This window comes from Kosakonia sp. AG348, from assembly GCF_003337365.1.
In the GTDB taxonomy this organism is placed as follows: Bacteria; Pseudomonadota; Gammaproteobacteria; order Enterobacterales; family Enterobacteriaceae; genus Kosakonia.
Genome location: NZ_QPJR01000002.1, coordinates 645,986 through 666,386 on the forward strand (window position 1 = coordinate 645,986; position 20,401 = coordinate 666,386).

21 protein-coding genes are annotated in these 20,401 nt (G+C 53.3%); 12 read left to right on the forward strand and 9 right to left on the reverse strand.

Going from position 1 to position 20,401, the window contains the following annotated elements; genetic code table 11:
• The first annotated feature begins 31 nt into the window (after nucleotides 1-31).
• Together ansA and pncA are read left to right on the forward strand one after the other, a co-directional pair.
• Complete coding sequence (gene ansA / locus DFO56_RS06815; RefSeq protein ID WP_045511580.1) at nucleotides 32-1,048, forward strand: asparaginase; 1,017 nt, start codon at nucleotides 32-34, stop codon at nucleotides 1,046-1,048.
• 10 nt (nucleotides 1,049-1,058) lie between these two features.
• Nucleotides 1,059-1,700 (forward strand): bifunctional nicotinamidase/pyrazinamidase, encoded by a 642-nt coding sequence (pncA, locus tag DFO56_RS06820; RefSeq protein WP_045511582.1) that lies wholly within the window; start codon nucleotides 1,059-1,061, stop codon nucleotides 1,698-1,700.
• Between the two features lie 42 nt (nucleotides 1,701-1,742).
• Here the strand turns inward: pncA and DFO56_RS06825 are convergent, their stop codons facing one another.
• Entirely contained in the window at nucleotides 1,743-2,018 is a 276-nt protein-coding gene (locus DFO56_RS06825) for a YeaC family protein (protein WP_020454025.1), read from the reverse strand.
• Between the two features lie 38 nt (nucleotides 2,019-2,056).
• On the reverse strand, nucleotides 2,057-2,470 hold the full coding sequence (gene msrB, locus DFO56_RS06830) for a peptide-methionine (R)-S-oxide reductase MsrB (RefSeq protein ID WP_020454026.1): 414 nt from the start codon (nucleotides 2,468-2,470) through the stop codon (nucleotides 2,057-2,059).
• Between the two features lie 343 nt (nucleotides 2,471-2,813).
• On the opposite strand from msrB, the gene gapA reads away from it, so the two are divergent.
• Both gapA and DFO56_RS06840 read left to right on the forward strand, forming a co-directional pair.
• Nucleotides 2,814-3,809 carry a glyceraldehyde-3-phosphate dehydrogenase gene (gapA, locus tag DFO56_RS06835; protein WP_020454027.1) on the forward strand — a complete coding sequence of 332 codons (996 nt, stop codon included), beginning with the start codon at nucleotides 2,814-2,816 and terminating at the stop codon, nucleotides 3,807-3,809.
• Nucleotides 3,810-3,884: 75 nt separating this feature from the next.
• On the forward strand, nucleotides 3,885-4,769 hold the full coding sequence (locus DFO56_RS06840; RefSeq protein ID WP_045511585.1) for a D-hexose-6-phosphate mutarotase: 885 nt from the start codon (nucleotides 3,885-3,887) through the stop codon (nucleotides 4,767-4,769).
• 42 nt (nucleotides 4,770-4,811) lie between these two features.
• Here the strand turns inward: DFO56_RS06840 and DFO56_RS06845 are convergent, their stop codons facing one another.
• Together DFO56_RS06845 and DFO56_RS06850 are read right to left on the reverse strand one after the other, a co-directional pair.
• Nucleotides 4,812-5,669 (reverse strand): aldo/keto reductase, encoded by an 858-nt coding sequence (locus DFO56_RS06845; protein ID WP_045511587.1) that lies wholly within the window; start codon nucleotides 5,667-5,669, stop codon nucleotides 4,812-4,814.
• 89 nt (nucleotides 5,670-5,758) lie between these two features.
• Nucleotides 5,759-6,505 (reverse strand): MipA/OmpV family protein, encoded by a 747-nt coding sequence (locus DFO56_RS06850; RefSeq protein ID WP_020454030.1) that lies wholly within the window; start codon nucleotides 6,503-6,505, stop codon nucleotides 5,759-5,761.
• 341 nt (nucleotides 6,506-6,846) lie between these two features.
• Between DFO56_RS06850 and DFO56_RS06855 the strand changes: the two genes are divergently transcribed.
• From DFO56_RS06855 to DFO56_RS06890, 8 genes are all read left to right on the forward strand, one after another.
• Entirely contained in the window at nucleotides 6,847-7,986 is a 1,140-nt protein-coding gene (locus DFO56_RS06855; protein WP_045511590.1) for a D-alanyl-lipoteichoic acid biosynthesis protein DltD, read from the forward strand.
• A 126-nt stretch (nucleotides 7,987-8,112) separates the two neighbouring features.
• A complete protein-coding gene (locus DFO56_RS06860) occupies nucleotides 8,113-9,231 on the forward strand; it encodes an MBOAT family O-acyltransferase (protein WP_045511593.1) in 1,119 nt (372 codons plus the stop codon).
• Entirely contained in the window at nucleotides 9,228-10,661 is a 1,434-nt protein-coding gene (locus tag DFO56_RS06865; RefSeq protein WP_020454033.1) for an AMP-binding protein, read from the forward strand. Before DFO56_RS06860 ends, DFO56_RS06865 begins: the two co-directional genes overlap by 4 nt.
• A gap of 16 nt (nucleotides 10,662-10,677) precedes the next feature.
• The gene (locus DFO56_RS06870) at nucleotides 10,678-10,899 is read left to right on the forward strand and encodes an acyl carrier protein (RefSeq protein WP_020454034.1); all 222 of its coding nucleotides are present in this window, start codon (nucleotides 10,678-10,680) and stop codon (nucleotides 10,897-10,899) included.
• Nucleotides 10,900-11,390: 491 nt separating this feature from the next.
• Complete coding sequence (yeaG, locus tag DFO56_RS06875; protein ID WP_020454035.1) at nucleotides 11,391-13,325, forward strand: protein kinase YeaG; 1,935 nt, start codon at nucleotides 11,391-11,393, stop codon at nucleotides 13,323-13,325.
• 65 nt (nucleotides 13,326-13,390) lie between these two features.
• On the forward strand, nucleotides 13,391-14,671 hold the full coding sequence (locus tag DFO56_RS06880; RefSeq protein WP_020454036.1) for a YeaH/YhbH family protein: 1,281 nt from the start codon (nucleotides 13,391-13,393) through the stop codon (nucleotides 14,669-14,671).
• 398 nt (nucleotides 14,672-15,069) lie between these two features.
• Nucleotides 15,070-15,567 (forward strand): YbaK/prolyl-tRNA synthetase associated domain-containing protein, encoded by a 498-nt coding sequence (locus DFO56_RS06885; protein WP_020454037.1) that lies wholly within the window; start codon nucleotides 15,070-15,072, stop codon nucleotides 15,565-15,567.
• A gap of 314 nt (nucleotides 15,568-15,881) precedes the next feature.
• Entirely contained in the window at nucleotides 15,882-16,328 is a 447-nt protein-coding gene (locus DFO56_RS06890) for a DUF441 domain-containing protein (protein ID WP_045511598.1), read from the forward strand.
• Here the strand turns inward: DFO56_RS06890 and DFO56_RS06895 are convergent.
• From DFO56_RS06895 to DFO56_RS06915, 5 genes are all read right to left on the reverse strand, one after another.
• Nucleotides 16,311-17,003 (reverse strand): amino acid ABC transporter permease, encoded by a 693-nt coding sequence (locus DFO56_RS06895; RefSeq protein ID WP_045511600.1) that lies wholly within the window; start codon nucleotides 17,001-17,003, stop codon nucleotides 16,311-16,313. The genes DFO56_RS06890 and DFO56_RS06895 overlap by 18 nt on opposite strands.
• Nucleotides 16,993-17,751 carry an amino acid ABC transporter permease gene (locus DFO56_RS06900; protein ID WP_045511602.1) on the reverse strand — a complete coding sequence of 253 codons (759 nt, stop codon included), beginning with the start codon at nucleotides 17,749-17,751 and terminating at the stop codon, nucleotides 16,993-16,995. The genes DFO56_RS06895 and DFO56_RS06900 overlap by 11 nt, the downstream gene beginning before the upstream one ends.
• Nucleotides 17,751-18,572, reverse strand: a complete 822-nt coding sequence (locus tag DFO56_RS06905) for an amino acid ABC transporter ATP-binding protein (RefSeq protein WP_020454042.1) — start codon at nucleotides 18,570-18,572, stop codon at nucleotides 17,751-17,753. The genes DFO56_RS06900 and DFO56_RS06905 overlap by 1 nt, the downstream gene beginning before the upstream one ends.
• Before the next feature lie 2 nt (nucleotides 18,573-18,574).
• A complete protein-coding gene (locus DFO56_RS06910; protein WP_045511604.1) occupies nucleotides 18,575-19,399 on the reverse strand; it encodes an ABC transporter substrate-binding protein in 825 nt (274 codons plus the stop codon).
• Between the two features lie 203 nt (nucleotides 19,400-19,602).
• The gene (locus tag DFO56_RS06915) at nucleotides 19,603-20,388 is read right to left on the reverse strand and encodes a helix-turn-helix domain-containing protein (RefSeq protein WP_020454044.1); all 786 of its coding nucleotides are present in this window, start codon (nucleotides 20,386-20,388) and stop codon (nucleotides 19,603-19,605) included.
• Nucleotides 20,389-20,401: the final 13 nt, after the last annotated feature.

A 20,401-nucleotide genomic window follows, 5' to 3' on the forward strand; every position in this document is an offset into this window, starting at 1 on the left:
GGGATTTTTTTGATGAAGCCAGAATATAACTATGCAAAAAAAATCCATTTACGTTGCCTACACGGGCGGTACTATCGGTATGCAACGCTCAGAACACGGCTATGTGCCGGTTTCCGGTCACCTGCAACGTCAACTGGCGCTGATGCCTGAATTCCATCGCCCGGAGATGCCTGATTTCACCATCCATGAATATGAGCCGCTGATGGATTCGTCCGATATGACACCGGAAGACTGGCAACATATCGCAGACGATGTGAAAGCGCACTATGACGATTACGATGGTTTTGTCATTCTGCACGGTACAGACACGATGGCCTACACCGCGTCGGCACTGTCGTTTATGCTGGAAAACTTAGGCAAACCGGTTATTGTGACAGGGTCACAAATCCCGCTCGCCGAACTGCGTTCTGATGGCCAAATCAACCTGCTTAATGCGTTATATGTGGCGGCGAATTTCCCGATTAACGAAGTGACGCTGTTCTTCAATAACCGTCTGTATCGCGGCAACCGCACCACCAAAGCGCACGCTGATGGTTTCGACGCGTTCGCTTCGCCTAACCTGGCGCCATTACTGGAAGCGGGTATTCATATTCGCCGCCTGGGCACGCCGCCCGCGCCGCACACCACGGGAGAACTGGTTGTCCACCCGATCACCCCGCAGCCGATTGGCGTGGTAACGATTTATCCAGGCATTTCCGCCGATGTGGTGCGTAACTTCCTGCGCCAGCCGGTAAAAGCGCTGATCCTGCGTTCTTACGGCGTGGGTAATGCGCCGCAAAACGGTGAGTTTCTGAAAGAGTTACAGGAAGCCAGCGCCCGCGGCATTGTCGTGGTCAACCTGACACAATGTATGTCCGGCAAGGTCAACATGGGCGGCTACGCCACCGGCAACGCCCTCGCCCATGCAGGTGTGATTGGCGGCGCAGACATGACAGTGGAAGCGACGTTGACAAAACTTCACTACCTGTTAAGCCAGGATCTGGACGCTGATTCCATTCGCACCGCCATGACACACAACCTGCGCGGTGAACTGACGCCGGGTGAATGAGGAGGCTCGAATGACGCAACGCGCACTGCTGCTGGTCGATATTCAGAATGATTTTTGCGCTGGCGGCGCGCTGGCGGTAGCCGAAGGTGACAGCACGGTTGATGTTGCTAATGCCATGATGACGTGGTGTAAGACACGCGGCAATGCCATCGTGGCAAGCCAGGACTGGCACCCGGCCGGACATGGCAGTTTCGCCAGTCAGCACCACGTCGCGCCGTTCACAACTGGCGAACTGGCCGGGTTAACCCAAACGTTTTGGCCCGATCACTGTGTACAAAACAGCGAGGGCGCAGCGCTGCATCCGTTGCTAAACCAGAAAGCTATCGATGCGGTGTTTTACAAAGGGGAAAACCCGCTGATTGACAGTTACAGCGCGTTTTTCGATAACGGCCATCGTCAGGAAACCGCCCTGCACAACTGGTTGCAGCAGCACGGCATCCGCGAACTGGTAATTCTCGGTTTAGCCACCGATTACTGCGTGAAATTTACCGTGCTGGATGCGCTACAACTTGGATACGAGGTGAATGTCATTACCGACGGTTGCCGTGGCGTGAACCTGGATCCGCAGGACAGCACGCAGGCGTTTATGGAGATGTCAGCGGCTGGCGCGACGCTCTATACGCTCGCGGACTGGCAGGAAACGCATGCCTGATGATGCCCCTGCCGGATGGCGTTGCGCCTCCGGCATGGCGACTTACGATTTAAACGTCGCGATCGGCTTTGGCGAAATGCCAAAATCCTCTTTTAATTGCTGCTTACTTTTCATCACCATCTGGCCGTTAGTATCAATGGTCATGTGCTGCGCCTGCGTATTATTGCGCGCCTGCCACAGCATCACCAGTTGCAGACTGTTCTCTTTTTGTTCTGCTGTCAGCGCAACGCCATCCGGCCATTTACCTAACTCAACCGCCGTTACCAGGCGCTGGTAGATCTCCGGCGTCATGCTGTTAACGATTTGATCAAGATTCATCTTTGAAAACTCCGTGGAATAATTGCTGAATCGTTTTTTCAACCCTGAGATCGTTCGCCATTTTCGTCATCCGTAAAACTCAGGGAAGCAGAGTTGACGCAATAGCGTTCGCCGGTCGGTTGCGGACCATCCGGAAAGACGTGCCCCAGATGCGCATCACATTTTCCACAGCGGATTTCCACGCGTTGCATGCCATGCGAATAATCGTTGATATAGCGAATAGCGTCTTCGCTCACCGGCTCAAAGAAACTTGGCCAGCCGCAGCCAGAATCATACTTGGTTTGCGAATTGAACAGCGCGGCGTCGCACACCAGACAGTGATAAACCCCGTCGCGTTTGTTATGCAGAAAACGCCCGGTGAACGGCGGCTCGGTGCCATGGTTCTGCGTCACGTAAAACTGCATTTCAGTCAGTGTTTTTTTCAGGTCGTCTTCAGAAGAATTATGCGCCATTTGCTCACGCCTCACGGTAAAAACTCGACAACTTTTCACCCTGATTCTAACAAAACATTAACACTGCGGCGTTAACTTTTGTTCTAAACTTATTTGTTGCGGTAAAGCAGCCGGTGAATTGTGATTAATCTCACATTTTTATCCTGTCTGACCTTTAAAATTCCGGGCGGCGCCCCTATATGGGGAGCATGCTCAAAGGAAGAGTGAGGCGAGTCAGTCGAACAAAGGTTATGCGGAGGATTGATTTGTCGCAATGATTGACACGATTCCGCTTGACGCTGCGTAAGGTTTTTGTAATTTTACAGCCAACCTTTTATTCACTAACAAATAGCTGGTGGAATATATGACTATCAAAGTAGGTATCAACGGTTTTGGCCGTATCGGTCGCATTGTTTTCCGTGCTGCTCAGGAACGTTCTGACATCGAAATCGTTGGTATCAACGATCTGTTGGACGCTGATTACATGGCGTACATGCTGAAGTATGACTCCACTCACGGTCGTTTCAACGGTACCGTAGAAGTGAAAGACGGCCACCTGGTTGTTAACGGCAAAACCATCCGTGTTACTGCTGAGAAAGACCCGGCTAACCTGAAATGGAACGAAATCGGCGTTGACGTTGTTGCTGAAGCTACCGGTATCTTCCTGACCGACGAAACCGCTCGTAAACACATCACCGCTGGCGCGAAAAAAGTTGTTCTGACTGGCCCGTCCAAAGACAACACCCCGATGTTCGTACGTGGCGCTAACTTCGACAAATATGCTGGCCAGGACATCGTTTCCAACGCTTCCTGCACCACTAACTGCCTGGCTCCGCTGGCAAAAGTTATCAACGACAACTTCGGCATCATCGAAGGTCTGATGACTACTGTTCACGCGACCACCGCCACTCAGAAAACCGTTGATGGCCCGTCTCACAAAGACTGGCGCGGCGGCCGCGGCGCATCCCAGAACATCATCCCGTCCTCTACCGGTGCTGCTAAAGCTGTAGGTAAAGTACTGCCGGAACTGAACGGCAAACTGACTGGTATGGCGTTCCGCGTTCCGACTCCGAACGTATCTGTTGTTGACCTGACCGTTCGTCTGGAAAAAGCTGCGTCCTACGAAGAAATCAAGAAAGCCATCAAAGCCGCTTCTGAAGGCCCGATGAAAGGCGTTCTGGGTTACACCGAAGACGACGTGGTTTCTACCGATTTCAACGGTGAAGTTTGCACTTCCGTGTTCGATGCTAAAGCTGGTATCGCACTGAACGACAACTTCGTGAAACTGGTTTCCTGGTACGACAACGAAACTGGTTACTCCAACAAAGTTCTGGATCTGATCGCTCACATCTCCAAATAAATTGAGATGAGAACATGATCTGAAAGAGCGACTTCGGTCGCTCTTTTTTTGTTTTGAAGACAGAGGATTGCGTTAATGATTAATAAAATTTTTGCACTTCCGGTAGTCGAACAAATTACCTCTACTCTCACCCTGCGCAAAATGGACGAGCTGGACGTTATCGTCGTCGACCATCCGCAGGTTAAAGGTTCATTCGCCTTACAGGGCGCACATCTGCTCTCATGGAAACCGCAGGGCGAAGAAGAAGTCCTGTGGCTGAGCGGCAACACGCCGTTTAAAAATGGCGTCGCACTGCGCGGCGGCGTGCCGGTCTGCTGGCCGTGGTTCGGCCCGGCAAAACAGCAAGGCCTGCCAGCGCATGGTTTTGCGCGCAATCTGCCATGGGCGCTGAAAGCACATAACGAAGACGCCAGCGGCGTTGTACTGACCTTTGAACTGCAGAGCAGCGATGCATCGCGCAAATTCTGGCCACACGACTTTACGGTGTATGCCCGCTATAAACTGGGCGCGACCTGCGAAATGGAGCTGGAAGCTCACGGTGAGTTTGAAACCACCTCGGCACTGCACACCTATTTCAATGTCGGTGATATCGCAGCCGTAAAAGTGAGTGGTCTTGGCGATCGCTTTATCGACAAAGTCAACGATGCGAAAGAAGATGTACTGGCCGATGGTGTACAGACGTTCCCGGATCGCACCGACCGCGTCTATCTGAATGCGGAAGCCTGCAGCCTGATCCACGACAGCGCGCTTAACCGCACCATAGAAGTCATCCACAGCCATAACGCAAATGTCGTGGCGTGGAACCCCGGCCCGGCACTCTCCGTCAGCATGACTGACATGCCGGATGATGGTTACAAAACGTTTGTCTGTGTGGAATCGGTTAACGCGACCGTGCCGCAGAAAACCACTGAAGAGAAGCCGTCCCGCCTGGCGCAGACTATCCGCGTCGTTAAACGCTGATCCTGTCGACCCTCTCCCGACAGGAGAGGGTTATTACTCCTGTCACACCACGTCGAGTGGCGTTTTACGGCCTGGTGCCGGGAACGCGTTGTCCAGCCGTATTAACTCTTCGCTGCTTAACGTGATATTCAATGCCGCCGCATTTTCCTGCACATGCGCCACGCTGGACGCCTTGGGAATGGCAATCACGCCCTGGTGGCTAATCACCCATGCCAGTAAAATTTGCGCAGCACTCACCCCATGAGCTGCGGCAATCTCGCGCACCGTGCTGTTTTCCAGCAAACCATCGCGCAGGCGGCCAGCCTGAGCCAGCGGGCAATAGGCCATCACTGGCATTGCCCGTTGCTGGCACCACGGCAGCAGATCATATTCAATGCCGCGTGAACCAAGATGATACAGCACCTGATTTGTCGCACAGGCGTCCCCGCCGCGCACGCCCATCAGCTCCTGCATATCACTGTGATCCAGATTTGAAACGCCCCAGCGGCGTATTTTGCCCTGCGCGATCAGCGTTTCCATCACCTCGACGGTTTCAGCGAGGGAGTAGTTACCACGCCAGTGCAGCAGATAGAGATCGAGAACCTCTGTTTTCAGGCGACGCAGGCTGGCTTCGCAAGCCGCGATGGCTTTCTTGCCGCCCGCATTCCATGGATAAACTTTGGAAACCAGGAACACCTTGTCACGCAAACCGCCCTGTAAGGCTTCGCCGACCACTTCTTCCGCTCCGCCGTCAGCGTACATTTCCGCCGTATCAATCAACGTTAATCCCAGATCGACACCCGCGCGCAGCGCATCCACTTCTTTCTGACGCAGTCGCGTGTTTTCCCCCATGTACCATGTGCCCTGGCCAATGGCGGGTTGCGAAACCTGGCCTGCAAAAACCACTTTTTTGTCTGCCATATTCTCCTCCTGCTAAACGTTGCACCGTAAAGCAAAACAGGGCCAATGGCCCTGTTTTATTGCACAGATCGCACTATTCAACTGCACAATCAGAAGCGGTACGTCACCCCGGTAGACAACAGACCGCCCCAGGATTTATCCACCATCGGGCTGTCTTTGATCTCATCCGACAGATGGGTGTAACGGCCCGTGCCGTACACGGTCCAGCTGTCCGTCAGACGGTAGCTGACCGTTAGCTCCAGATAGGGACTCCAGCCATTATCCGGATCGTAGCTTTTCAGCCCGCTGCGACGCGCTTCATCGCGCGACACACCGTAGTAGTATTGGTTCAGGTTATCGCTGGCCCACTCAACACCGACGCCCGGCGTGACGCTCAGCGCACCGTTGTTGTAGTTGTACAACCAGCCGATATCCCACAGAACGCCGTTGCTGTTATCCAGCACATCGCCCGCCAGTGTGGTGCGCAGGAAACCGTACTCGGTATTGTGAATGTATGAAAGCCCCGCCATCATCGTCGCTTTACGGCGATCCAACTGACGCAACTGGTTATTATCACTGTCTTTTGGTTTGAACTCCCATGGGAAGTAAAACGCGGTGATGGAGAGTTTATCCGCCTGGTCATTCCACAGGTAATAACCGCCGCCTAAGCCGCGAAACCAGAAATTATCACTTTCATAGGTGATAACAGGAACCGGCAGGACACGTTTATCATACTGTTTATACGGGGATTCAACGACGCCTACGCCAGCGCCCAGTGAAAAGGTATTTTCTGCATTTGCTGCAAAAGCGCAGGACGCGGTCAGCACGCCCAGTGCCACGAGTTTGATTTTGGTCACAGTCCTTTCTTTCCTGTAGTCAAATAATTGGCGCAAGAAGTTTAACCGCCCGCGCCAGCCTACCCAAATTTTTTTACCTAAACATTACAAAAAAACGCAAATTCGATAGGACGAAAAGCCTGCCATCATCGGGGCAATAAAACACTTTCCCGCCCTGTTCATTAACCCTGTTCGGCCATTTCTGGTGATAAATGACGCGCTGTACATACCGTTACACGGCAGTGCTCATCATCTGTCATAAGGCTGGTATATAGTGTCGCGGAAACAGAGATCAATTCCTCTGTAATGTTAAAAAACAACATATTTTAAACAAATGAATATCAAGTAGTTTTAATTTTATAATGAAAATCAAAAATACTTTCTGCCTACATTTCCTGATGGCGTTTCTCGCCATCCTGTTTCTCTGCGTTCATCCGCTGTTGACCCGTTTTGATCCGCCGCTTAAATTCCAGCCGCTGATTAAAGCAATGGATGGTACGGCAAAAGAACAGGCGGAAAAAATAGCCACTATTTCTCATGCCCTGCAGGGTAATGCGATTTTTTTCATCGGCGCATCGGAAGTCGCCACCTCAGAAGATGAACCTTACGCTGTATATAATTACCTTAATAATGATTTACACCGTAATGTTGTTGCATTTGGCGACAGTTTTGATGATAGCGTCACCCATTTTCTTCTGCTGTCTCGCTTTAAGAATGACCTTAACGCAAACAGTAAAGTCGTTTTACTGCTCGCGCCCGATAGTTTTTATTCAACCGGCGTACCTCCGGCTATTTTCGCGAATAATTTTCCGGCACCGGTTTTTAATCCTTTAATGCAGGATGAACAAGCACGTCCATTCCTGGTCAACTACTTACGCCATATCAATAAAAAAGAGACCAGCCATTTAACCTTTGAGCAAATGAAAATTGCTGGCTGGGATCTGGATAATATCTGGCAAGAAGTCAGTTACGAATTTGCTAATTTCTGCACACTGATTAAAAACGACTGGCTGGCGTTGCTGGATGTTGAAGCGTCACCCGCACGCCCCTGGCCTGTACAACCCGCTGTTGATATCACGCCGAACTGGGAACATGAACTGGCCCACGCCCGCGAACTGAACGAGGCGCGCCAGGAAAGCGCAGACACCTTGTGGATGGACAAAACGGTTTATCAACCCGGCGAAAAACCAGAAGTATGGGACGATTCGCCCGTTGAGCCGGAACAGTTGAAAGCGTTTCGCGCCATGATTAAGTTGCTGAAAGAGCGCCACGTTCAGGTGGTAGTCATTATCGATGCGATAAACCGTCGTGCGGTGCAAAACCCTGAGCTGGTGCAGCCTGCGGTAACGCAAACCACCGCCATCCTGAAAGAAAACCAGATCCCCTATTTTGATATGTACTCCATGCCGTATCAGGACGGCTGGAACTGGGATCGCCTGCATCCTACCGATCTGGCATGGGTACCGATGGACCGCTTTATTATTGAGAGTTTTAAACGATGAAATACGCTATTCGCCTGTTTTTCCTTTATCTCTTACTGGCGGTCACCGTTATCGCGTGGTCCTCTGTTGATGAAAGCATGAATTTAAAAGTGCACTTTGAATATCAAAAGTTCTGAGGAATGAATGATGTACAGCTCCGGAACCTTTTTCTTTTTTCTCTTTTCCTCGGCGTTGTTATTTGCGCTGGTTAACCGCGTGCTGCGCTATCGGTTAACTTACTTATGTGCTTTTTCCGTGCTGGCGGCCTTTGGCTGGGGATATATATTTCAGGGCGACTATATCGTTCCCGTCGCGGTTTTTATCAGCTTTTATATTCTCGTCACCTTAAAAGAGAAAGGCTGGTTAAAAACCTGGCAGGCGGTAAGTTTAACATTAGTGCCTTTGTTTGCGGTGAAATTACACCTGAATAACCATTGGGGCATGATTGGCTTATCTTTTATGACCTTTCGCGCCATCGATGTTTTGCTCTATCGCAATAAAAAAGACGGCAACAATGTTTTGCACTACTTCTGTTACCTGTTTATGCCGTTTATTATTCTGGCCGGTCCAATGTACCGCTGGCGGACGTGGATAACGGATATTAATAAACCGGTGTTTACGCTCACGCGTGAGCAATTTCTCATAGCCGCAGAGCAAATTTTCACCGGCATCGTGCAGAAATTTTTATTCGCCATGCTGATCGATAACCTGGTGATCCAGGACTGGAGCCACCGCTCGTTTACATTAAGTGTCGGCGTCGTGATGTCGCTCGCCTACAGCGCTTACCTCTATTTTGATTTCGCCGGTTACAGCAATATGGCCATCGGTGCCGCTCGTCTGTTTGGCCTCAACGTTCCGGCAAACTTTAATATGCCGATTCTGGCGAAAAACCCGCAGGATTTCTGGCGTCGTTTCCACATCAGCCTTTCAGAGTGGCTGCGCGATGTGGTGTTTATGCCGATTTATATGAATTTAATGAAGCTCGACTTTTTCCGTCAGAACAAAACACTGGCGCAGAATATTGGTATTTTCTGCACGCTGTTTTGTATGGGGGCATGGAACGGGCTCGAACGACACTATGTGATTAGCGGCGCGCTGTTTGGCGCCATTTCTGTGGCACACAACATGCTGCTGTGGTCAGCCAAACGTAGCCCGGTGCTGAACCGCTGGCTGCAATTTCCCTCGATCCTCTTTTTAGGACGCCTGTTAACGCTGGCAAGCGCTGCGGCATCTCTTTACATTTTTAGCGGAATGTCACCTCTATGAACCTACACTCTGACCTCCAGGCGCTGCAGGATTTCCTGCGTGCGGCATTACTCGATCCCGCCCGCCCGCATCAGTTAGCGATAAGCGGCAGCGATGAAGCACTTAACTGGCAACAGCTCTCTGGCGCGGTGACAGACTGGGCCGAACGCTATCAGCGCTGTCAGCCTTCGCCGGCGACGCCAGTGGTGTTGTACGGCCACCAGCAGGCGGAATTCGCCGTCGCTATCTATAGCTGCCTGCTGCATAACATTCCTTACATTCCGGTAGATTGCATCTACCCGCAGGAACGGCTGAAAGAGATTTGCCATCTCGCCAGCGCGCCGTACTACTACGACGTAGCGACCCGGCAGTTTGTGCCGACCGGTGAAATCGCCCAGCCGCTGGCAGAGCCGGATCTCGCCTATATCATGTTCACCTCCGGCAGCACGGGTAAACCGAAAGGCGTGCAGATCGGCCGTGAAAGCGTGTGGCACTTTATGCAGTGGGTGCGTCAGGATTTTGCCTTGCCGGAAGTACCGGTATTGATGAATCACGCGGTGTTCAGCTTTGACCTGTCACTGATCCCATTGCTGGCAAACCTGGCAACCGGCGGCCATATTGTGCTGAATGCCAAAGAGGATATCGCGGCAGAAAACTGGCTTGAGCGCCTGAAAAGTAACGCGGTCTCAGTCTGGGTATCCACCCCCTCTTTCGCTTACCAGAAACTGCTCTCGCCGCAATTCAACAGTGATTATTTGCCCGCGCTCGGCGTGTTTGTGTTTATCGGCGAAGTGCTAAACAAAGCGCTGGTCAAACAGCTTCGCCGCCGCTTCCCGCAGGCCAAAATCCTCAACTCCTACGGCCCGACCGAAGCGACTATCGCCACTACCGTTGTCGAAATCACGGACGACATCCTCGCCAGCGAAAACGATCTGCTGCCGGTCGGCACCATGATGCCGGAGAGCAGAATGGAGATTACCGCCGACGGTGAGCTGGTTATTTGGGGCAAAAACGTGATGCGCGGTTATCTCGGCCTGCCGCAGGAGAACGCGGCGAAACTGCTGCACCGTGAGGGCGAAGCCTGGCGCGGCTACAAGACCGGTGATCTGGGCTACGAAGATGGGCTTATTTACTGCCAGGGCCGCAACGACAGCCAGATCAAGCTCAACGGTTATCGCATCGAAATTAACGAGATTGAAAACCGCCTGCTGGCGATGTCCGGCATTCGTGAAGCGGTGGTATTACCGCTAATGAAAGCGGGCGGCGGCGTGCTGCGTATCGCGGCATTCTGCGTAACAAATCTGGCGCCGGACGCGATTAAACACTCGCTTTCACAGGTGGTACCGCCATACATGGTGCCGTCGCAAATCATCATCCAGGAGGCTTTGCCGCTGAACCCTAACGGCAAAATCGACCGCAAACTGCTGGACACCCATGCCCGCAGCAACTGAATACACAGGAAAAATCATGGAACAAGAAATTCTCGCGCTGTTTGAAAAGATTTTATCCCGCAAAGTGGGCTTTCACGATGAGCTGATTGAGTCCGATATTCTCGACTCCATCCTCGCCGTCGATATGGTGCTGGAAGTGCAGGACGTTTACGGCTGCATGATCCCACCAACAGAAGTCGCCAGCGTGCTGAAAACCCCAGCGGATCTCGCGCAATACATTGAAGAGCACCGCAGCTAACATGTCATTTTACGGTGCCGGGCATTGCCGCCTGGCACCGCGTCTTTCGTTTTGCTGGCGACAACCGCCCTGTTAATCCTGCCTGTCATCATCCTTTAACACAGCTCGCGTACTTCTGTTGTCGATAATCTTTCCGCTTCGGCGAAGTGACCATGACGGCGTCACTTTTTCTATACTTGCGATCCCGCACATCCTGTAAAAATTTACCAACATTCGCCTGATGTAAAATGTTGGCATTTTCCAATGCAGAATCCCGATATCAAATACAAAAAATCTGTATAAATCCAACTCAATAGATATTTAATCCAAATAGAGGGCAAAAAAAGGCCCTCTGCCATCAGAATCTTCTTCAGCGATAACTTGATCAAAGCTGGATACACGCTCATAACAAATAGGACGGAGCATAATTTTTATCCCGTTGGTTTGCGACGCTAAAAGTGGAAAAACTGATAGCTGTACTGTTCCCACAGATTACGAAAGGACGGCATGCCATGAATATATTCGATCACTATCGCCAGCGTTATGAAGCTGCCAAGGACGAAGAGTTCACTCTGCAGGAGTTTCTTGCCATCTGTAAGCAAGATCGCAGCGCCTATGCGAATGCTGCTGAAAGGCTGCTGATGGCCATAGGGGAACCTGTGATGGTAGACACTGCCCAGGAGCCACGGCTTTCCCGTCTCTTTTCGAACCGGGTTATCGGACGCTACCCCGCGTTCGAGGAATTTTATGGAATGGAAGAGGCGATTGAGCAAATCGTCTCATACCTCAAACACGCTGCGCAGGGTCTGGAAGAGAAGAAACAGATCCTCTATCTGCTCGGCCCGGTGGGCGGGGGTAAATCGTCCCTGGCCGAACGCCTGAAATCCTTAATGCAGCGGGTGCCAATTTACGTGCTGAGCGCCAATGGCGAGCGCAGCCCGGTTAACGACCACCCATTGTGCCTGTTTAACCCGCAGGAAGACGCACAGATCCTGGAAAAAGAGTACAGCGTCCCGCGCCGTTATCTCGGCACGATCATGTCGCCGTGGGCCGCCAAACGCCTGCACGAGTTTGGCGGTGATATCAGCAAATTCCGCGTGGTAAAAGTCTGGCCGTCGATTCTGGAACAGATTGCGATTGCCAAAACAGAACCGGGCGATGAGAACAACCAGGACATTTCGGCGCTGGTCGGTAAAGTGGATATCCGCAAACTGGAAAACCACGCGCAAAACGATCCAGACGCCTATGGCTACTCCGGCGCGCTGTGCCGGGCGAACCAGGGCATCATGGAGTTCGTCGAAATGTTTAAAGCGCCGATCAAGGTGCTACACCCCCTGCTGACTGCCACGCAGGAGGGCAACTACAACGGTACGGAAGGCATCTCCGCCCTGCCGTTTAACGGCATTATCCTCGCCCACTCGAACGAATCCGAATGGGTGCAGTTCCGTAACAACAAAAACAACGAGGCGTTCCTTGACCGTGTTTACATCGTCAAAGTGCCTTATTGCTTGCGCATCTCGGAAGAGATGAAAATTTACGAAAAACTGCTCAACCACAGTGAGCTCTCCCATGCGCCGTGCGCACCGGGAACGCTCGAAACGCTGGCCCGCTTCTCGATTCTTTCGCGTCTGAAAGAACCGGAGAACTCCAGCATCTACTCGAAAATGCGTGTCTACGACGGTGAAAGCCTGAAAGATACCGATCCGAAAGCGAAGTCCTATCAGGAATACCGCGATTACGCCGGTGTTGATGAAGGGATGAACGGCCTGTCGACACGTTTTGCCTTTAAGATCCTCTCGCGTGTGTTCAACTTTGACCACGTCGAAGTAGCAGCCAACCCGGTGCACCTGTTCTACGTACTGGAACAACAAATTGAACGTGAGCAGTTCCCACAGGAGCTGGCTGAACGTTACCTGGAATTCCTGAAAGGCTATCTGATCCCGAAATACGCCGAATTTATCGGCAAAGAGATCCAGACCGCTTACCTCGAATCCTATTCCGAATATGGACAGAACATCTTCGATCGTTATGTCACCTATGCGGATTTCTGGATCCAGGATCAGGAGTACCGCGACCCGGATACCGGCCAGTTGTTTGACCGTGAATCCCTGAACGCGGAACTGGAAAAAATTGAAAAACCGGCCGGGATCAGCAACCCGAAAGATTTCCGTAATGAGATCGTTAACTTCGTGCTGCGCGCCCGCGCTAACAACAACGGACGCAACCCGAACTGGACCAGCTACGAAAAACTGCGCACGGTTATCGAGAAGAAAATGTTCTCGAACACCGAAGAGCTGTTGCCGGTGATTTCGTTCAACGCCAAAACCTCTACCGACGAGCAGAAAAAGCACGACGATTTTGTCGACCGTATGATGGAGAAAGGCTACACCCGCAAACAGGTTCGCCTGTTGTGCGAATGGTATCTGCGTGTACGTAAATCATCATAACAACGCGCTGGCCGCGCCCTGTGCGCGGCCAGTTGCAACGTTGGCATACGCAGCGGGAGGGAACTATGACCTGGTTCATTGACCGGCGTTTGAACGGTAAAAATAAAAGCACGGTTAACCGCCAGCGATTTTTACGCCGTTATAAAGCGCAAATAAAGCAGTCGATCTCCGAAGCGATCAACAAGCGTTCGGTAACCGACGTGGAGAATGGCGAATCCGTCTCCATCCCGACGGAAGATATCAGCGAACCGATGTTCCATCAGGGGCGTGGCGGCCTGCGCCACCGCGTACATCCGGGAAACGATCATTTTGTGCAAAATGACCGCATCGAGCGCCCACAAGGCGGCGGTGGCGGTGGTGGCGGCGGCCAGGGCGAAGCCAGCCCTGACGGCGAAGGCCAGGATGAGTTTGTTTTCCAGATCTCCAAAGATGAGTATCTCGATTTGCTGTTTGAGGATCTGGCGCTGCCGAACCTGAAAAAGAACCAACAACGGCAGCTTAATGAGTTCAAAACGCACCGCGCGGGCTACACCGCCAACGGCGTACCGGCGAATATCAGCGTTGTGCGTTCGTTGCAAAACTCGCTGGCGCGCCGCACCGCCATGACGGCAGGAAAACGTCGTGAGCTGCGCGAACTGGAAAGCAGCCTCGAAACGGTGGCAAAAAGCGAACCTGCACAATTACTTGAAGAGGAGCGTCTGCGTAAAGAGATTGCCGAACTGCGGGCAAAAATTGAGCGCGTACCGTTTATCGACACCTTTGATTTACGCTACAAAAACTACGAAAAACGGCCAGAACCTTCCAGCCAGGCGGTGATGTTCTGCCTGATGGACGTTTCCGGTTCGATGGATCAAGCGACCAAAGATATGGCCAAGCGTTTTTACATTCTGCTCTATCTGTTCCTGAGCCGAACCTATAAAAACGTCGAAGTGGTCTATATCCGCCATCATACGCAGGCGAAAGAGGTGGATGAACATGAGTTCTTCTACTCGCAGGAAACAGGCGGCACCATTGTTTCCAGCGCGCTGAAACTGATGGATGAAGTGGTTAAAGAGCGTTACGACCCGGCGCAGTGGAATATTTACGCCGCGCAGGCGTCGGACGGCGATAACTGGGCGGACGACTCACCGCTGTGTCACGAAATCCTGGCGAAGAAGATCCTGCCGGTGGTGCGTTACTACAGCTATATCGAGATCACCCGCCGGGCGCACCAGACGTTATGGCGTGAGTATGAACACCTGCAAACGATGTTCGATAATTTCGCCATCCAGCATATTCGCGATCAGGAGGATATCTACCCGGTATTCCGCGAACTTTTCCATAAACAAACGACATCCACCAGCTAACCTTCCGCAGCCGGAACCCTTTCCGGCTGCCTCTCTTTATTGCGCATCTGCGTAAAAAAACCGCATTTCGCCGGGCTAATGGCTGAATTGCCGTACAAAATAGCGGCTATTTACCCTCTTGCCTGCGCGTAAATGTGGCACAGTAATCCCATCGAAACATTTGTGGCACGGCGGGCGTGGATAACGTTTACGTCGGTGCTGTTGCGCTCAGTTCATCCTGTGAACGCCTTGAGCCTGGTGGCATATGGCTGCCTTTTGAAAAGAAACTAACAGTACACACAAAAAGCGTTGTTTGTAGTGCTTGTATTTTTTCGCCGCCTCTTTAGGGCGGCTTTTTTATTTTCATCTCCCGGTGCGTGAATTATTCTTAATCTTCAACGTCTTCATCGGGAGTGAATATGTCTGAAATTGCCAGCCGTAACATCCACCAGCATTTGATAAACCTGCTTGAACAGCACGACGCGCGCTTTCGCGTTGTTGAACACGAGGCCGTCGGCAAATGCGAGGCCGTCAGTGAAATTCGCGGTACCGCGCTGGGCCAGGGCGCAAAAGCGCTGCTGTGTAAGATCAAAGGTAACGGGGTGAAAAAGCATGTGCTGGCGATCCTGGCCGCCGACTTACAGGCCGACCTTTCCCGCTTAGCGCAGCACTTTGGTGGCAGTAAAGCCTCGCTGGCAAGCCCGGCGGAAGTGGATGCGTTAACGGCATGCGTATTTGGCGCCATTCCCCCGTTCAGCTTTCACCCGGATCTGCATCTGGTCGCCGACCCGGTACTGTTTCAGCGCTTTGATGACATCGCGTTTAACGCCGGGTTACTGGAGAAATCGGTGATCATGAATACCGGCGACTACCTGCGCATCGCCAGGCCGGAACTGGTGGATTTTCGCCGCGAATAACGCGCTTGTGCGGCTTACCAGCCGCTCCTTTCCAGAATCAAGACGGAAATCACCAGCCCGGCGGCCAGCGTGAAGAACAGGGCGGTGATAATCAACACATCTGAAGGCATGATGGTAACTCGCAAAGGCCTGTCGGTGCCTAATTCATATCTCTGAATTATGAATCGTTGATGACAATTCAGCTGACTTTTGATTAAAAACCGCCCTTCGCTTCTGGCAACTGCCTGAAATTATCTGCCTGCACGAAAAAAGCCTGTTTCATCACCGGTTTATGCGTAGAGTAAACAGGTTTCTTTGTTGGCAAGGAATTTCTGATGTTTGATACCACGCTGTTTATTCTGCTGGCGCTCGCGACGCTGGGTTTTGTCAGCCATAACACCACCGTTGCGGTCTCTATTCTGGTGTTGATCATTGTGCGCATCACCCCGCTCAATACCTTCTTTCCGTGGATTGAAAAGCAGGGGCTGACCGTTGGCATTATTATCCTCACCATTGGCGTGATGGCGCCGATCGCCAGCGGCTCATTGCCGCCCTCGACGCTGCTGCACTCGTTTGTGAACTGGAAATCGCTGGTGGCGATTGCGGTTGGTGTTTTTGTCTCGTGGCTGGGTGGACGCGGCGTAACGTTGATGAGTTCACAACCGTCGCTGGTGGCGGGATTACTGGTCGGCACCGTGTTGGGTGTGGCCCTGTTCCGGGGCGTTCCGGTCGGGCCACTGATTGCTGCCGGGTTGGTTTCGCTGCTAATTGGCCGGCAGTGAGTGACGCCGCTGCCACTGTTTGACCGTAAACTCCAGCGCGCTGCACAGCAGGTAATAGACCAGGCCGGTAAAGACAAACAGCGCGGCAGGATAGACCTGCACCCGGTTATTCACCTGGCCTGCGACTGTCGTCAGTTCCGGTACGTTGACAATAAACGCCAGCGAGGTGTCTTTCAGCAGCGCGATAAGCAAACCGATAAACGACGGCAACGCGTTGCGTAATGCCTGCGGCAACAGCACCAGCCACAGGATTTGCGCACTGCCAAACCCGCTACTGAGCGCGGCTTCGTACTGCCCTTTCGGCAGCGCCCCAAGCGCGGCAAGGGTCGAATACATCACCGCCGCCGAGGTAAACCACGCCAGCGCCAGCGTTACGGTCACCGCACCGGGGAGATCGGCACCGGTTAACCATGGCAGTAAAAACCACAGCCAGAAGATCACGAAGATCAGCGGAATGCCGCGAATCAGCTCCGCCCAGAGAAAGAGCACTTTGCGTGGCCAGCCGCGAAACCGCCATGCGCAGCACGCCAGCAGCACACCACCGGGAAACGCCAGAATCGCCGCGCCGACGGTCATCAGCAGCGATAACAGTACCCCGCCCGGCTCGCCCTGCGCCGCTCGCCCCCACAGTAAGTAATCGAGGTTATCGGTGATCACGGTGATATTAGCGATCATGTTGCCCCTCCGCTGCACGGCGCTGCGCCCGCCCGTTACGTGGCAGGTTGAACAACACGCTCATCACCAGCCCCAGCAGTAAATAGAGCGCGCTGCCGATGGCAAACGCTTCCAGCGCGTGGGCGTTAAAACTCTCGATCTGCCGGGTCTGGTAGGTTAATTCCCCCAGCCCGATACCGGTCGCCAGCGAAGAGAGCTTCATCAGATTCAGATACTGCCCCACTACCGGCTGCCAGGCATTTTGTAGTCCCTGCGGCAGCAGCACCCAGCGGAACAACGCCAGCGGGCTAAACCCCTGCGATTGCGCGGCTTCAACCTGTCCACGCGGCACCGCGTGCAAACCCGCCTGGATCTCTTCAACCAGAAAGGCAGCGGTAAACAGCCCCAGCGCCCAGGCCGACGAGAGAAACTCTGGCGTCAACCACCAGACATCGCCTGGCAAAATACTGAACGCGTGATCGTCGTTAACGTACTGGCGGAAACTCTGCGGCAACACATTCCAGGCGGCGAAATACCAGAACAATAGCTGCACCAGAAGCGGCGTATTGCGAAACAGCGATACCCACGCCGCCACCGCGCCTCGCCCGACCTTGCCACCGGTCAGACGCAGCGCCAGCAGCAGTATCGTTAATACCGTCGCCAGTACGGTTCCCGCCACGGTAACCCAGATGGTGGTAAGAAAACCGGAAATGATCCATTGTGCGGGCTGCCCGGTCAGCACGCCCGCCCAGTCGAGATGCAGCGCCATTACAACTCCTTGCTATCCGCGTGCAGCGGGTTGAGCACTTTCTGTAAAAAGCGCTGCGCGCGCGGGTGCTGCGGGGCAGAAAAGAATTGCGCCGGTGCTGCCTGCTCAAGGATTTCGCCCCCGTCGATAAAGATCACGCGATCGGCGATTTCACGGGCAAACTGCATCTCATGGGTCACCACCATCAGCGTAATGCCGCTGTGCGCCAGCGATTTCATCACCTGCAACACTTCGCCGATCATCTCCGGATCAAGCGCCGAGGTTGGCTCATCAAACAGAATGATATGCGGATCGGCGGCCAGCGTGCGGGCGATTGCCACGCGTTGCTGTTGCCCGCCGGAAAGCTGCGCCGGATAGTGATGCGCTTTATCCTGCAAACCAACGCGCGCCAGTAGCGCCAGCGCGATGGCCTGCGCCTCGGCGGCGCTTTTGCCGTGAATACGGCGTAACGCCAGCGTAATGTTATCCAGCGCGTTGAGGTGGGCATAAAGATTAAACTGCTGAAAAACGAAACCGACATGGCGGCGCAACTCGCGAAGCTGGCGCCCTTTCAGTTGGCTGGTCGGCTGACCGTCAACATAGATCTCCCCGCCGCTCAGGGTTTCGAGCTGGTTAATCAAACGGATAAGCGTTGATTTACCGGAACCCGAAGGCCCACACACCGCCAACACCTCGCCGGCGGCAACCTGTAAATCAATCGACTTTAATACCACGTTGTCGCCGTAGCGTTTGCTCGCCTGGCGAAACTCCACCGTGCCTTTCGCCACGGGCAACACCTCTGTGGCATCCGCCACAGAGGTAGAAAACAGACCTGCCAGCATAGTTACTTCGCTTCTATGGTAAAGCTGCGTGGAGCGGGCGTTTTGGTTTGCGGACCAAACCAGGTATCGTAGATTTTTGCCGCTTCGCCGTTTTTCTCAAGGTTGACCAGTTCAGTATTCACCGCGTTGAGCAATGCGGTTTCACCTTTACTCACACCGACACCGATCTCCTCTTTGGACAACAAGTCCGGCAGGATTTTGAATTTCGCTTTATCCGGCGCTTCCGCCAGCAAACCGGCCAGAATGGTGCTGTCCTGAGTGATGGCCTGCACGTTGCCGTTACGCAACGCGGTCAGCGCCAGCGGGATATCGTCATAAGCCAGCACGCGAGATTGCGGGAAACGCTGGTGCAGCGTCTGCTCGCCAGTGGTGCCTTTAACCGCGCCAATGCGCGCTTTGCTGTAGGCGTCCAGCTTATCGGCCGCAGTAGCCGGTACGAGGAATTGCTGGCCGGTGACAAAATACGGCGTGGAGAAGTCGATCACCTGCGCGCGTTCCGGGGTGATGGTGATATCCGCAACGATCAAATCCACTTTGCCGGATTGCAGCAGCGGAATGCGGTTCGCCGGGTTCGTCGCCACCAGTTGCAGTTTTACGCCGAGGCTTTTTGCCAGCGCTTTGGCAAAATCGACGTCATAACCCACGATGTCATGGGATTTCGCATCGATAGCGCCGAACGGTGGGTTGGCATCAAAGGTCGCCACTTTGACCACGCCTGCGGCTTTGATATCCGCCAGTTTGTCCGCGTGCGCGGAAAAAGAGAGCGCTGAAAGCAGCGCCAGGGCGCTGATTGCGCCTGTTTTTTTCGTATGTGATGAGGTTGCCATGCTAATCCTTATGCCCTGTTATTGTGTTAACGCAGCGCTAAGGTCACACAACCTTATTCATCAGACAAATATCAAAAAGTGCATTGATTATCCGTAAAAGTTATTAAAAACAAACCTCCCATACTTACTGCTTATCTTGCCCGTCCTGGCAGAACAAACATGCCAAATCCACATAAAAACAACGGAATAGAGAGCAGAAAATGTCACGCTTCGCCGAGCGCCGCCAGGTAACGCCCCGGCGTCTGCCCAAGCCCCTTTTTAAACATGGTGATAAACGCGGTCGTCGAGTCATACCCGAGCGCCTGCGCAATATGCTGCACCGGATGGCCGTCAATTAATAACCGTAACGCGAGGATCAGCTGCATCTGGTGCCGCCAGCGACGAAAGCTTAACCCCGTTTCCCTGACAACCAGCCGCGCCAGATTGCGCTCACTCATGGCAAACACCTGCGCCCACTGCGCCAGTGTCTGCCTGTCTGCCGGGTTGCTTTCCATGCTGTCGACCATCTGGCGGATCTTCGGGTGTGCGGAAACCGGAAGCTGTAAGTGCATTTGCGGCTGTGCCGGCAGTTCATCAAACAGCACCTGCACCAGCCGCTGGGTGGCGGGTTGCCGCCGCTGGGCAGGCGTGCGCGTGGCTAATGTGAGGATCAATTCGCGTACCAGTGCCGAAACTTTGAGCGTACAGCAGTGATCCGGCATCACCACCGACCAGGGTTCAATAAACAGGAAACAGAGCTGCGCATTTGCCGTCGCGCGGTTACTGTGCAGCACCTGCCCGGGAAGCCACATCGCATGATGCGGCGGCACCATCCAGCGGGCATGTTCGACCTCGCAGGTAATCGCGCCTTTCAACGCCAGAATGAGTTGCCCTTTGCGATGGTGATGCGCCGGGATCAATTGTTCACTCTCTTCAACGGTGATGCTGAACGCCACCGCCATTTCCTGCTGGCTATCCGGATCGTAACCGCCGAGCCCAAGTCCGTGCATTAATTTGTCCGAC

What these genes read in the sequence shown, in the direction of transcription:
- DFO56_RS06855 (WP_045511590.1), top strand. Translation starts at nt 6,847, where the DNA reads ATGAAAATCAAAAATACTTTCTGCCTACATTTCCTGATGGCGTTTCTC.
- DFO56_RS06900 (WP_045511602.1), bottom strand. Translation starts at nt 17,751, where the DNA reads ATGGCGCTGCATCTCGACTGGGCGGGCGTGCTGACCGGGCAGCCCGCA.
- DFO56_RS06915 (WP_020454044.1), bottom strand. Translation starts at nt 20,388, where the DNA reads ATGCACGGACTTGGGCTCGGCGGTTACGATCCGGATAGCCAGCAGGAA.
- yeaG (WP_020454035.1), top strand. Translation starts at nt 11,391, where the DNA reads ATGAATATATTCGATCACTATCGCCAGCGTTATGAAGCTGCCAAGGAC.
- DFO56_RS06845 (WP_045511587.1), bottom strand. Translation starts at nt 5,669, where the DNA reads ATGGCAGACAAAAAAGTGGTTTTTGCAGGCCAGGTTTCGCAACCCGCC.
- pncA (WP_045511582.1), top strand. Translation starts at nt 1,059, where the DNA reads ATGACGCAACGCGCACTGCTGCTGGTCGATATTCAGAATGATTTTTGC.
- DFO56_RS06885 (WP_020454037.1), top strand. Translation starts at nt 15,070, where the DNA reads ATGTCTGAAATTGCCAGCCGTAACATCCACCAGCATTTGATAAACCTG.
- DFO56_RS06905 (WP_020454042.1), bottom strand. Translation starts at nt 18,572, where the DNA reads ATGCTGGCAGGTCTGTTTTCTACCTCTGTGGCGGATGCCACAGAGGTG.
- DFO56_RS06890 (WP_045511598.1), top strand. Translation starts at nt 15,882, where the DNA reads ATGTTTGATACCACGCTGTTTATTCTGCTGGCGCTCGCGACGCTGGGT.
- gapA (WP_020454027.1), top strand. Translation starts at nt 2,814, where the DNA reads ATGACTATCAAAGTAGGTATCAACGGTTTTGGCCGTATCGGTCGCATT.
- msrB (WP_020454026.1), bottom strand. Translation starts at nt 2,470, where the DNA reads ATGGCGCATAATTCTTCTGAAGACGACCTGAAAAAAACACTGACTGAA.
- DFO56_RS06825 (WP_020454025.1), bottom strand. Translation starts at nt 2,018, where the DNA reads ATGAATCTTGATCAAATCGTTAACAGCATGACGCCGGAGATCTACCAG.
- DFO56_RS06895 (WP_045511600.1), bottom strand. Translation starts at nt 17,003, where the DNA reads ATGATCGCTAATATCACCGTGATCACCGATAACCTCGATTACTTACTG.
- DFO56_RS06910 (WP_045511604.1), bottom strand. Translation starts at nt 19,399, where the DNA reads ATGGCAACCTCATCACATACGAAAAAAACAGGCGCAATCAGCGCCCTG.
- DFO56_RS06840 (WP_045511585.1), top strand. Translation starts at nt 3,885, where the DNA reads ATGATTAATAAAATTTTTGCACTTCCGGTAGTCGAACAAATTACCTCT.
- DFO56_RS06880 (WP_020454036.1), top strand. Translation starts at nt 13,391, where the DNA reads ATGACCTGGTTCATTGACCGGCGTTTGAACGGTAAAAATAAAAGCACG.
- DFO56_RS06865 (WP_020454033.1), top strand. Translation starts at nt 9,228, where the DNA reads ATGAACCTACACTCTGACCTCCAGGCGCTGCAGGATTTCCTGCGTGCG.
- DFO56_RS06870 (WP_020454034.1), top strand. Translation starts at nt 10,678, where the DNA reads ATGGAACAAGAAATTCTCGCGCTGTTTGAAAAGATTTTATCCCGCAAA.
- DFO56_RS06860 (WP_045511593.1), top strand. Translation starts at nt 8,113, where the DNA reads ATGTACAGCTCCGGAACCTTTTTCTTTTTTCTCTTTTCCTCGGCGTTG.
- ansA (WP_045511580.1), top strand. Translation starts at nt 32, where the DNA reads ATGCAAAAAAAATCCATTTACGTTGCCTACACGGGCGGTACTATCGGT.